Consider the following 11,943-nt stretch of genomic DNA (forward strand, 5'->3'; position numbering starts at 1 on the left):
CGTCCGCCCGCACGCATGGTCCTGGCGACCGCGCGGCCGGCAGCGCCGGATCAAGGCTGGTCGGCACCGGCCCCAGCCGGTAACCTTCGCACCGGCGCGCCGGGAATGGGGCGCACGTCCCGATTTTCCTGCGGCCCGGGACGGCCGCATCCGCCTCCAACCGAGTCTGCCGATGTCCGCACTGATCTGTGGTTCCCTTGCCTACGACACCATCATGGTGTTCCCGGACCAGTTCAAGAACCACATCCTGCCGGACAAGGTGCACATCCTGAACGTGTCGTTCCTGGTGCCGCGCATGCGCCGCGAGTTCGGTGGCTGCGCGGGCAACATCGCCTACAACCTGAAGCTGCTGGGCGGGGATCCGATCCCGATGGCCACGGTGGGGCAGGATTTCGGCCCGTATCGCGAGCACTTCACCGAGCAGGGCATCCGCCTGGAGAAGGTGAAGGTGATCGACGAGCTGTTCACCCCGCAGGCGTTCATCACCACCGACCACGACAACAACCAGATCACCGCCTTCCATCCGGGCGCGATGATGCGCAGCTACGAGAACCACGTGAAGGACGTAGCCGGGGTGACCTTCGGTATCGTCAGCCCGGACGGACGCGAGGGCATGATCCAGAACGCGGCCGAGTTCGCGGAAGGCGGGATTCCCTTCATTTTCGACCCGGGCCAGGCCATGCCGCTGTTCAACGGCGAGGAACTGCGCAACTTCATCGAACTGGCGGACTATGTGACCGTCAATGATTACGAGTCCAACCTGCTGCAGGAACGCACCGGCTGGAACGAGGCCGACATCGTCAAGCGCGTGAAGGCCTACATCACCACCCGTGGCCCGCATGGCTCGCAGATCCATACGCCGGACAAGACCTACGACATCCCGCCGGCGCACGAGCGCCGCGTGACCGACCCCACCGGCTGTGGCGACGCCTTCCGCGCCGGCCTGATCTTCGGCATCGAGAAGGGCTACGACTGGCTGACCATCGGCCGCATGGGCAACCTGATGGGGGCCTTGAAGGTCGAGCACCCGGGCACCCAGAACCAGCGCTTCGACTACGACGAGTTCAACGAACAGTTCAAGCAGCAGTTCGGCTATTCGCTGTAACCGCAACCAGCGCAGCCCCGCTTCCCGCCGTGGCCTTGGCTGCGGCTGACACGCCTCCGGCCCGCCGGCACACTCGCGCTGCCGATGCGCAATGCGTAAGGTAAGACCGGGGGATGGCGCAGGCGCCGGTCCCCGCGCCGTCAGCAATCAGGCAGGGGCAGCATGGTCGGGCAGCAACGCCAACCCATTCCACGGGATCCAAGCGATCCCGTGCCCGCCATCGCCCTGTTCCGTCGGTTGTCATGCCAGGCCCTGCTGGTCGCCGTGGTGGTCTTCCTTGCCAGCGGCCTCGGCATCCTGACCCGTCCCGAGAAGCAGCTGGCCGCGTTCTGGCTGACCAATGCATTGCTGTTGGGGCTGTTCGCGCGCCGTCCGGCGCTGGCATCACCCGCCGGCTGGGCTGCGGCGGCGCTGGGCTATGTCGCGGCGGACCTGCTCACCGGCACCTCGCTGCCCACCACCGTGCGCCTGACGGCGGCAAACCTGGCGGGCGTACTGGCCGGGTATCTCGTGTTCCGGCACATCCGCGAGGAAGACCTCCGCCTGCAGCATCCGCTGTCCATGCTGTGGGTGCTGGCGGTCTCGGCAACGGCGGCGGTGGGCGCGAGCCTGGTGGGCAGCCTGACCTCCCACGCGATGATGCGGATGGGCTTCCTGACCGCCAGCGGTTTCTGGTTTTCCGCCGAACTGGTCAGCTACGTCGCCGTCCTGCCGGTCGTCCTGCTGGCTCCCGCGCCCGGGCAAGCGCTTCGCGAACTCCGCGACGGACTGGACCGCGCACGCCAGCGGCCCCTGCTGCTGATGCCGCTGGTCGCGCTGGCGCTGACAATCCTGCTGGGCGTGGCCATCGGCGGCCCCGGCGCCATCGCGTTCCCGGTGCCGGCATTGCTGTGGTGCGCATTGGCGTATCGGCTGTTCACCACGGCGGTGATCACGGCATTGCTGTGCATGTGGACATTGATCGCGATCGCGACGGGCCTGATCGATCTGCAACTGCAGGAGACCAGCGTGCAGCCGGTCATTTCGTTGCGCATGGGCATGGCCCTGCTGGCCGTGGCACCCCTCACGGTCGCCAGCGTCAACGCGATGCGCAACCGCCTGCTCGCCACCCTCAACCACACCGCCGACCACGATGCGCTGACCAGCGCATTGAACCGTCGCGCCTTCCTGCGCCGCGGCGGCGACCTGATGGCGCACGCCCATCGGCATGGCCAACCCGTTGCCGCGATGATGCTGGACATCGACCACTTCAAGTCGGTCAACGACCGACACGGGCACGCCGCGGGCGACACCGTGCTGGTGACTTTCGCGCAACGGATGCGCTCGCACCTGCGAGAAGACGGCCTGTTCGGTCGCCTGGGGGGCGAGGAGTTCGCCGTCCTGCTGCCGGGGGTCGACGCGGTGTCGGCCATCGCCGTGGCCGAGCGCCTGCGCGAACTCGCAGGCGAACCCATGCCGCTGGACGACGGACGCGTCCTCGACATCACGGTAAGCGTCGGCGTGTCCGCGCCCTCCAGTCCTGAGAGTGCCGATGCGCTGGAACGGCTACTCAGCCAGGCCGACGTGGCGCTCTATCGCGCGAAGGCGACGGGGCGCAACCGGGTGGTGGCGTAGCGCCGTCGGCCTCAGTCCCATCCCGGCATCTGGCTGCCGTCCAGGCCGCCCGTTTCGAACACGGCCTTGTGCGTGCCGCCATCCTTCACCGTGAACTCGATCTCCAGCACCTTCGTCTTGCGCGCGAGTCGCCACAGGGCCTTCTCGTCGTCGATGAACATCGCGGTGGCTTCATCGGTATCCGGACGGTTGGCCGACATGCGCCGGGGCGCCGCGCCGTCGGCGACCACGGACACCTGGCAGCGGCTGTAGCAGGCCCGGGCGAAGTCGCTCGCGTGCAGCACCAGGTAGCTGCTGCGCTTCCAGGTGGGATGGTCGCGGAACACCAGTTGCACCGGCTTGGCCCCGCTGCCGTCCACATCCACGGGCTCCTTGCTCAGCAGCGCGGCCGAACGCTGCGTGCCGCCATCGGTGCCGACCTGCGAGTAATCCCACAGGGCTTCCATCCGGCGCTGCTCGCGCGCGGCTTCAGCCTTTCCCTTCACGTCATCCAGGCCCGGGCCGATGCGGGCAGCCGCCTCGCTCTGCGGATACTGGTCGAGCAGCGCCACGCCGTGGATGCGCGCCATGTCCCAGTCGCTGGAGGCTACGGCGCTGTCGTATTTCTTCGCCAGTTCGGCCGCCTGCTGCTCGACGGCGGCGGCCTGCGCTGCGGCGGCGGCGGCGCGTTCGGCTTCGCGATCGCCGCAGGCCGAGACGGCCAGGCAGGCGATCGCCAGCAGGAGGAACTTCATTGCGTGCTTCTTCATCGGGGTACGCCTCGCTGGATCAACAGGGCGACTGCGGCCGCCACCTCGTCGGGTTTTTCCATGATGGACATGTGGCCGCAACCATCGAGTGAAACCTGCATGGCTTGCGGCATCTTCGCGGCATACAGCGCCATCGCGCTGGGATCGATCACGCGGTCCTGCCGGCACCACAGCAGCAGCGCCGGCTGGCGGATCGCCGCAGCCGCTTCGCCGGGCAGGAAACGTTCGTCGCTGCGGCCGATCCGGTCCAGCACCTGCTGCTCGAATGGCGCCTGCGCGATACGCCAGTCGATCACCGCCCGCGATGCCGGCCACGGGATGGACGGCTGCACGCCGCGATCGTGGAAGACGGTATCAAGGTAGCGCTGCAGCGACGCGGCATCGTGGACGGCGAACGGATTCTGCCCGGCCAGCACCTCGATGCCGAAGCGGTTGTCGGCGAACCGCACGCCCGCCGCATCGATGAGGCCCACGCGCGCGACGACTTCCGGATGCCGGGCCGACGTGATCGCCACGATGCCGCCGCCCATCGAATGGCCGAGCAGCACGATCGGGCTGCCATCGCGCCGGACCTGCGCCAGGAACGCCGACAGCCTCCCGGCCTGCGCGGAGAATCCGTAGTCGGCCCCGGCGACACGCTGGCTCTCGCCCCAGCCCGGCAGGTCGGGGATGACGAGCCGGTACCGGCCGCGCAGCCGCGCCGCGAGCGGATACCAGTTCTCCTTGCTGCCGGTGAAGCCATGCACCATGACCACCGTCGGGGCATCGTCCGACGCCGCTTCGCGCTCGTCGTAGGCCCAGCGGTGGTCGCCGATGACGATGCGTTTCTCGGACAGCCCGACCCACGCTCCCTGCAGGGCCATGACGGCACGCAGCGGCGCCATCGGGTCCCGCCATGCCCACGCCACCAGTGCACAGACAAGAACGGCCGCCCCCAGGGCGACCGTCCGTGCGCGGGTCAGGCGGAGCGGCATGCCTTACGGGCCCGCCGGTGCCTTCGCCAGCGTCGCCTCGACCGAACCCGTCGTGATCGGGTGGTAGCCCGGCCTGGCGCGCGCGAAGCTCTCGCGTGCGAAGGCCAGGCCGTCCGGTGTCTTCGCCAGTTCTTCGTAGATCGGCATGATCAGCTTGCGGCGGCCGACGCGCTCGATGAACCTGGCGATCTCCGGACGCGCATCCACGTAGCCGCTGCGGATCGTCAGCGGATACCAGCGCATCGCGATCTCGCCATTGGCGGTACCCGTGAAGTGATACGCGTCGTCGAGCTGCTTGAGCTGCTCCACGGTCAGCTTGTCGCCCATGCCCTCAATGAAGTGCACCCACTGCTGGGTGATCCAGGTGCCGGTGACCTGCGGGTTCGGCAACTGGCCGCTTCCCTGCCAGGCGATGCGTGCGGTGTCGGTGCTGGAGAAGCCGCGCGACTGCACCTGCGGAGCGCGCGCCGGGATGCCCGGCGCATAGATCCATTCCTGGATCTCGGCATCGCTGACCAGGTTCGGATGCTTGTCGAACAGGTTCTTCTTCGCGTAGTCCAGGAACTGCTCGGTGGTGATGCTCTGGAAAGCGAAGTGGTCGAAGTAGCCGCGCAGGAAGGCGTCGAACTCCTGCCGGCCGAAACGCTCCTCCAGCATCTGCAGGAACCAGGCGCCCTTGTCGTAGGACACGGCGCTGAGCGCGTCGTCGGCATCCAGCTTCGTGCCCGGCTTCACTGCCAGCGCCTGGGTGGCCTCCGGCATCGTGCCGATTTCCTTCTTCAGGCCGTTGCGCGCGATCGCGTATTCCATGCTGGCCTGTTCCTTGCCATACAGGGATTCGACGATGCGGTTCTCGACGTAACTGGTGAAGCCCTCGTTCAACCAGCCGTGTTTGGCGCTGGAGAAGGTCACCAGGTTGCCCGACCAGCTGTGCGCCAGTTCGTGGGCGATCAGCGAGACCAGCGTCTTGTCGCCGACGATCACGGTGGGCGTGATGAAGCTCAGGCGCGGGTTCTCCATGCCGCCGTAGGGAAACGACGGCGGCAGCACCAGCATGTCGTAGCGGTCCCAACGGTAGGGGCCGTACAGCTGCTCGGTGGTGGCGATCATCTTTTCGGTGTCTTCGAACTCCTTCGTGGCCTTGTCGACCATCGCCGGTTCGGCCCATACGCCGCTACGGGCGGAGATCGGCTTGAAGACCAGGTCGCCCGCGGCGATCGCCATCAGGTACGACGGGATCTTCTGCGGCATCTTGAAGGTGTAGTCGCCGTCGCGCACAGCGGCCGGATCGTTGTCGGCGCTCATCAGCACCATCACGTCCGGACGCGAGGTCACGTGCGCGCTGTAGGTGTAGCGCACCTGCGGCGTGTCCTGCAGCGGCACCCAGCTGCGCGCGTGGATCTGCTGCGACTGGCTGAACATGAAGGGCAGCTGCTTGCCTTCGGTCATTTCCGGTGTCAGCCACTGCAGGCCGGAGGCCTCCGGCGAACTCGTGTAGGTGACCCTGACCTTGGCGTTGCGCGCGGGCGTCTCGATGGTCAGCTTGCTGCCCAGCACCGGATCCTTCGTGGCCAGTGCGTACTGCAGCGGCGCCCAGGCGTTGTCGGCTTCGCCCTCGACCTTCGTGATGGTCAGGTCGCGCGTGTCCAGCACCAGTTGGGTGGCGGCCTTGTCCTTCCAGTCCAGGGTGTAGGTGGCGGTGCCTCCGATCGTCTTGGTGTCGAAGTCGACCGCGATGTCCAGCGCCAGGTCGGCGATGGCAACCTTCTGCGGTTCGGCGTAGGAGTGCTCGTCCTGGTCGACGGCCTTCTCTATGGCGGGCTTGGGCATGGCGGCCACGGGGGCGGATTCAGGTTCCTTGGAGCAACCGGCCACCAGCACGGCGGCGCAGGACAACAGCAAAGCCAGTGAACGCATCAGGGGACTTCCAGCGATCGGGGGAAGCGGGCAGTTTACCGCGCCACCTTCCTGATCGACCCGTTTCCGTTGCAGAAGTGCCCCGTGGGCGCTCCTGCGGGGTCCTGCACAGCGTGGGTCAGACCTTGTAACCGGTATGGATGGCCACGATGCCGGCGGAGAGGTTCTTGTAGCTCGTCCGCGCGAAGCCCGCAGCATCCATCATGCCCTGCAGTTCGGCCTGCGGCGGATGTTTGCGGATGCTCTCGGCCAGGTACTGGTAGCTGTCCGCGTCCTGCGCGAACAGTTTCCCCAGTTTCGGCAACACCTTGAACGAGTGGAAGTCGTACACGGGCTTGAACCAGTCCACCGTGACTTCGGAAAACTCCAGCACGCGCGCCTGGCCACCGACCTTCAGCACGCGGTGCATGTCGCGCAGCGCGGCGTCCTTGTCGGTGACGTTGCGCAGGCCGAAGGCAATGGTCACCAGGTCGAAGCTGGCATCGGGAAACGGCAGCGCCTCGGCGTTGCACTGCACGTACTCCAGGCCCTGGACCAGGCCGCGGTCGGTCATGCGGTCGCGGCCCACCGACAACATGCCGGCATTGATATCGCCCAGCACGATCTGCCCGGTGTCGCCCACGCGGTCCTTCAGCAATGCGGCGATGTCGCCCGTGCCGCCCGCGAGGTCCAGCACGCGGTCGCCACGCTTCACCTGGCAGGTGCCCACGAAGTAGCGCTTCCACACCCGATGGATGCCGAGGCTCATCAGGTCGTTCATCAGGTCGTAGTTGCCGGCGACCGACGTGAAGACCTCGCCCACCAGCTTCTGCTTGTCCTTGGCGGCGACATCGCGGAAGCCGAAATGGGTGGTGCCGCGTTCGTAGGGGGATTCGCTCATCACCGGATTATCGCACTACCGGCCGGGCCAGCCCACGCCCAGGGCATCCACCCCGTATCCAAGCAGGCCGGGCGACCCCGGCCCGAGTGCTCAGCGCTCCATCAGCGCACACACGGCCTGGAGGCGCAGCGCCCTGGGCAGGACGTCGCAGCCGCGCCTGCGGGCCCTGCCGGCCGCGACGGCCACCGGCGTCACGCGTGGTGGCTGGCTGACCGGCGGCGACGAAGAAGCCGCGACCGTGGCCGGCCTCACGAGCACGGGCGCCGGCGAGCTCATCGAGCGCGGTCGTGGCCCGACGCGCACCACGAAGCCATTCGCCGTCGCCGACACCACCTCGACCCAATGCAGATCGTCGGGCGTGTTCCAGCGACCGCCCACCTTCAGCATCGAGCCTTCATTGCTCGACAGGGTGGCGGCGGGAACATCACGGTCGACGCTGTAGGCGATGCCGTAATCCTCCAGCTTGTGGATGATCACCGCGTCACCGGCCAGCTTGGCCTCGTAGGTCCCGGTGCGCCGCCGCGCTTCCAGCGTGTAGATCACGGTCTTGTACGGATCCGGCTGCGACGGCATGGCCAGCACGACCAGTTGCGCATTGGTCGTCTGCACCAGACTGGCGGCATCCAGCACGAACTCCTGCGTCTCGCGGTTGTCGGCGGCGATGGTGCGCTTGCGCGACGCCGGCAACCAGCCCAGCCGCTCGCGCTGGTACATGTTGATGTGCTTGGGCAGCAGGCCATAGGTCGTATCGCTGGTGGCGTTGCGCCAGGCATCGCTCATCAGGTCCCACGGATTGTCGTAGGTGTCGCTGTCACCGTCGGAATTGTCGGAATGCGGCAACCCGTAGCCATGCCCCATCTCATGGGCGAGCGGAGCGAGGTTGATGAACGACCAGGGCGGACTCCATGTCACCCGCGTGCAGGTGTATACGCCGTCGAGCGTCGCGCAGGCGCCGCCACCCCATGCATTGCCATCCAGTTCTCCGTTGAACATCAGATTGACGCCCTGGATGTTCCTGAAGTCCACCTCGGCATCCGCCGCCGCCGCACAGTCGGCGAAAAGCGTGGACAGCTGGGCCTTCTGCTTGCCGTTGGTGGTGGTCAGGTACGCGGCTCGCGGTTGCGGCAAGGTGTACCAGCCGTGCGCGGTGCTTCCCGCAAGGTTGACCTGGCCGTAGGACACCTCCGACCAGTAGTGGCCCAGCTGGCCCGGCGCGTTGCCGTACTGCTCCTGGAAATACGCGCGTGGCTTCTGCTCGCTTTCGATGTCGGCGAACTTGCACATCAGCGTCACCCAGCGCGTCGCGCCGAGCACGGGCGCCGCGGCCATCACGCGCCCATCCGCGCCTACCGATGTCGCCCGTTGCGGAACCCGTCCGGTGGGCACGATGGTGTCGATCACGGAGCGTGCAGACGAGGACGACATCACCTTCGTGGCCGGTGCCTGGTACGACACCGCGACATGGCGGTTCGCCAGCGCATACAGGTCGCCGGCCGCGCGCCGGGATTGCACGACATCCAGCGGCATGCGCTGGCCAGGACCGGTTTCCAGCCATACGTCCAGCTGCGGCGCTGCCTGCACCCGGCCAGGCAGCGCGCGCGGAGGGTCCGCCCACTGCAGTTGCAGGATGCCTTGCACGACGGTTTCCGCCCGCAGCGGAAAGGCCGGAAGAGTGCCTGCCAATGCCAATACACATCCGGTGATGAGCGCCCGAACGCTCATCTGCCGTGCATCGGCCGATCGGTGTTTGAACACGCGCGACCCCGCTCACGATCGGCGGGCCGACATGACACCGCCATGGGGGGTGTCGGCTGGCTTGCGCGAGTCTTGAGCCGGTTTCGCGGCGAATGCGCCCATTCGCGACACGGATGTTCCGAACTGCGATGCAGTGCAGGAATCGAACGCGAACCTCATCGTGTTCGCGGACAACGCCGCGCACTGGCGCCGCGTCAGGGAATGCCGGAGCGTGTCGGGAGATCCCCTACGGCTCAGCGCTCGCGCAGTGTGCACACCGCCGCGCGCGAGTTGCCCGTATGCGCGGAACTGCAACGGGCAGGTGGCATCGCGCGCACGCCATTGCCGCTCGCCGGCGTGACGACCGGGGATGACGCGGATGAGGACGTCACGGGCGTCGTCCTCACCAGTGCGGGCAGCGGACTGCTCATGACGCGCGGCGGACCGATCGACAACACGAAGCCGGTCGCCGTCTGCGCCTTGACGGTGACCACATGCGACCCTTCTGGCGTAACCCAGCGCTCGCCCACCTTGAACATGGAGCCTTCGTTGTTCGCGCGATTGGCCGCCGGCACGTCGGCATCGACGCTGTATGCGGTACCCGAGCGCTCGACCCTGTGGATGATCACGGCGTCGCCGGCGAGTGCATTCTCGTAGGCACCCTGACGCCTGCGCGCCTCAAGCGTGTAGACGATGGTCGCGTACGGATCCGCCTGCGGCGACAGTGACAGCACCAGCATCTGCACATCGCCGGACGTTGGCAGGTGGGCATAGTCCAGCGCGATGTCGCGCGTGGCCAGGTCGCCCAGCGCGATCACCCGCTGGCGCGCCGTGTCCACCCAGTTCAACCGGTGCCGCTGGAACATGTTGATGTGCTTGGGGCGCGTGCCGTACGTGGCGTCGCCCACTGCATTGGCCCAGCCATCGCTCATCACGTCCCACGGATTGTCGTAGGTGTCGTCGTCACCGTCGGAGTTGTCCGAATGCGGCAAGCCGTAACCGTGGCCCATCTCGTGCGCGAGTGGCGCAAGGTTGCTGAAGGACCAGGGCGGATTCCACGTCACGCGCGTGCAGAAGTTGGTCCTGCCTTCCAGCGGCGCGCAGCTCCCGCCACCCCAGGCATAGCCATCCAGATTGCCGTTGAACATCATGTTCACGCCCTGCACGCTGTTGAAATCCACCGTCGCGTCCGCCGCCGCACCGCAATCGGCGAACAGCTTCCTGAGATCGGCCTTGTCCTTGCCGTTCTCCTGCGTGACGTAATGGCTGCGGGGCTGCGGCAGCGTGAACCAGCCGTACGCACTGCTGCCCGTCAGGTCGATCTTGTTGTAGGACACCTCGCGCCAGTAGTGGCCTAGCTGCCCGACCGCCTCGCCGTACTGGGAATCGAAGAACGCCTTGTTCTTCTGCTCGGCATCGATGTCGCTGAACTTGCACATCAGCGTGACCCAGCGCGTGTTGCCACCCACGGGCGCTGCGGCCATCACGCGCGCGTTGGCGGGATGCACGGGCGCCGATTGCGTGACCCGATCCGCCGGCACGATGGCCTGGATGGCCGGCGCCGACGACATCACGCGCCCCTGTGCCGCGAACGCCACCGCTACGCGGCGATTGGCCAGCACATACAGATCGCCTGCTGCCAGGCGTGCCTGCGCCGCGTCAAGCACGATGCGGCTGCCATCGTCCTTCACCAGATGCGCGTTGAAGCGGGGCTGCAGGCGTGCCTGTCCGGGGGCCGGCCGCGCGGGATCGCCCCACTCCAGTTGCAGCAGCCCCTGTTCGATGGTCTGCGCGCGGACATCACCCATCCCGGCAAGACCCAGCATCGCCAGCACGATGATCGTCCACCTGCGACCCTTCGCCGCTCGCGTCTCCATGTCCACTCCCCCACTCCATCGTCATGCGGATGCGCGCCGCGCGCGCGTGAGGCGTTGTAGTGCGCACGCATCATGCGCGCCGTGAGTGGCATCACATTCGGGGATGTGTGATGCTGGATTCTTGAGCAGCGTCACGCTGCATGCCGACGACGACCCCTTCATGAGCCACGTGCCCGACTACCGCGCCCTCCTCGAAACCGCCATCGCCGAAGCGCGCCTAGGTCTGGCCGAAGGTGGCATTCCGATCGGGGCCGCGCTGTACCACGACGACGGGCGACTGCTGGGCTGCGGCCACAACCGCCGCGTGCAGGAAGGCGATCCTTCCGTGCACGGCGAGACCGATGCCTTCCGCAAGGCTGGTCGCCAGCGGCGCTACCAGGACACCATCATGGTCACCACGCTCGCACCCTGCTGGTACTGCAGCGGACTGGTGCGCCAGTTCAACATCGGCACCGTGGTGGTGGGCGAATCGGTGAATTTCCAGGGCGGCATCGACTGGCTCCGCGAAGCCGGCGTCAATGTCATCGATCTGCAGAACCGGGAATGCATCGACCTGCTGGGCGACTACATCCGCGCCAATCCCGAGGTGTGGAACGAGGATATCGGCGAGGACTGAAGCCTGCGGCCCTCAGGCCGGTTTCATCACCATCAGCCAGAAGATCGCGATCACGCTGATGAAGGCAGGCCAGCCGAGCCAGAACCACCAGCGCATCGCGTGGTAGTAGGCCGGCGGCAGCGGCTGCGATGCTGCCACCGCCTGCAGGGCCAGATCACGTGCACGGATCTGCAGCCACAGCACCGGCAGCCAGCACGAGCCGATCACGAAGAACAGCATCAGTGCCGCCTTCACCCAGAAGACATCCAGTGGCAGGCCCAGCAATCGGGTCAGCCACCAGCCCGTGGCCAGCTGCACGATGACGGCCGGCGCAGTGAAACAGGTGTCGGCGATGACCACCGTGCGCGCGGTGGATGCGATCACGCGCGGATCGCCGCGCAGGTGCGCCAGCCACATGAAGAACGCGATACCCAGCCCCGTGCCGAACAGCAGCGTGGACGCCAGAATGTGGATCCACTTCACCCACAGGTAGGTCAT

The 11,943-nt window shown here is 67.1% G+C and carries 10 protein-coding genes; 3 read left to right on the forward strand and 7 right to left on the reverse strand.

Annotated features, from left to right (window positions below; translation table 11 throughout):
• The first annotated feature begins 172 nt into the window (after positions 1-172).
• Complete coding sequence (locus tag ACIPRS_RS06380; RefSeq protein ID WP_192200038.1) at positions 173-1,105, forward strand: carbohydrate kinase family protein; 933 nt, start codon at positions 173-175, stop codon at positions 1,103-1,105.
• 210 nt (positions 1,106-1,315) lie between these two features.
• Positions 1,316-2,719, forward strand: coding sequence for a GGDEF domain-containing protein (locus ACIPRS_RS06385; protein WP_337730759.1), 1,404 nt, complete (start codon positions 1,316-1,318; stop codon positions 2,717-2,719).
• 11 nt (positions 2,720-2,730) lie between these two features.
• Here ACIPRS_RS06385 and ACIPRS_RS06390 read toward each other — a convergent pair whose 3' ends face one another.
• The 6 genes from ACIPRS_RS06390 to ACIPRS_RS06415 all read right to left on the reverse strand — a co-directional run bounded on the left by ACIPRS_RS06390 (position 2,731) and on the right by ACIPRS_RS06415 (position 10,850).
• Positions 2,731-3,453, reverse strand: a complete 723-nt coding sequence (locus ACIPRS_RS06390) for a hypothetical protein (protein ID WP_446537910.1) — start codon at positions 3,451-3,453, stop codon at positions 2,731-2,733.
• Between the two features lie 11 nt (positions 3,454-3,464).
• Complete coding sequence (locus ACIPRS_RS06395) at positions 3,465-4,442, reverse strand: alpha/beta fold hydrolase (RefSeq protein ID WP_446537911.1); 978 nt, start codon at positions 4,440-4,442, stop codon at positions 3,465-3,467.
• Positions 4,443-4,445: 3 nt separating this feature from the next.
• Complete coding sequence (locus tag ACIPRS_RS06400; protein WP_446537912.1) at positions 4,446-6,359, reverse strand: M1 family metallopeptidase; 1,914 nt, start codon at positions 6,357-6,359, stop codon at positions 4,446-4,448.
• A gap of 118 nt (positions 6,360-6,477) precedes the next feature.
• Entirely contained in the window at positions 6,478-7,239 is a 762-nt protein-coding gene (gene ubiE / locus ACIPRS_RS06405; protein ID WP_142123235.1) for a bifunctional demethylmenaquinone methyltransferase/2-methoxy-6-polyprenyl-1,4-benzoquinol methylase UbiE, read from the reverse strand.
• A gap of 90 nt (positions 7,240-7,329) precedes the next feature.
• Positions 7,330-8,877: a hypothetical protein gene (locus ACIPRS_RS06410; protein WP_446537913.1), complete on the reverse strand. Its 1,548-nt coding sequence runs from the start codon at positions 8,875-8,877 to the stop codon at positions 7,330-7,332.
• Between the two features lie 350 nt (positions 8,878-9,227).
• The gene (locus ACIPRS_RS06415; RefSeq protein WP_446537914.1) at positions 9,228-10,850 is read right to left on the reverse strand and encodes a hypothetical protein; all 1,623 of its coding nucleotides are present in this window, start codon (positions 10,848-10,850) and stop codon (positions 9,228-9,230) included.
• A 160-nt stretch (positions 10,851-11,010) separates the two neighbouring features.
• On the opposite strand from ACIPRS_RS06415, the gene ACIPRS_RS06420 reads away from it, so the two are divergent.
• A complete protein-coding gene (locus ACIPRS_RS06420) occupies positions 11,011-11,466 on the forward strand; it encodes a nucleoside deaminase (RefSeq protein ID WP_337730896.1) in 456 nt (151 codons plus the stop codon).
• Positions 11,467-11,478: 12 nt separating this feature from the next.
• On the opposite strand, the gene ACIPRS_RS06425 is transcribed toward ACIPRS_RS06420, so the two are convergent.
• The gene (locus ACIPRS_RS06425) at positions 11,479-11,943 is read right to left on the reverse strand and encodes a DUF2269 family protein (protein ID WP_446537915.1); all 465 of its coding nucleotides are present in this window, start codon (positions 11,941-11,943) and stop codon (positions 11,479-11,481) included.

Source organism: Pseudoxanthomonas sp. LARHCG66 (assembly GCF_052871755.1).

Excerpts from the sequence above, each read along its gene's own strand:
- ACIPRS_RS06380 (WP_192200038.1), top strand. The coding sequence starts at position 173 with ATGTCCGCACTGATCTGTGGTTCCCTTGCCTACGACACCATCATGGTG.
- ACIPRS_RS06390 (WP_446537910.1), bottom strand. The coding sequence starts at position 3,453 with ATGAAGTTCCTCCTGCTGGCGATCGCCTGCCTGGCCGTCTCGGCCTGC.
- ACIPRS_RS06395 (WP_446537911.1), bottom strand. The coding sequence starts at position 4,442 with ATGCCGCTCCGCCTGACCCGCGCACGGACGGTCGCCCTGGGGGCGGCC.
- ACIPRS_RS06400 (WP_446537912.1), bottom strand. The coding sequence starts at position 6,359 with ATGCGTTCACTGGCTTTGCTGTTGTCCTGCGCCGCCGTGCTGGTGGCC.
- ubiE (WP_142123235.1), bottom strand. The coding sequence starts at position 7,239 with ATGAGCGAATCCCCCTACGAACGCGGCACCACCCATTTCGGCTTCCGC.
- ACIPRS_RS06415 (WP_446537914.1), bottom strand. The coding sequence starts at position 10,850 with ATGGAGACGCGAGCGGCGAAGGGTCGCAGGTGGACGATCATCGTGCTG.
- ACIPRS_RS06420 (WP_337730896.1), top strand. The coding sequence starts at position 11,011 with ATGAGCCACGTGCCCGACTACCGCGCCCTCCTCGAAACCGCCATCGCC.
- ACIPRS_RS06425 (WP_446537915.1), bottom strand. The coding sequence starts at position 11,943 with ATGACCTACCTGTGGGTGAAGTGGATCCACATTCTGGCGTCCACGCTG.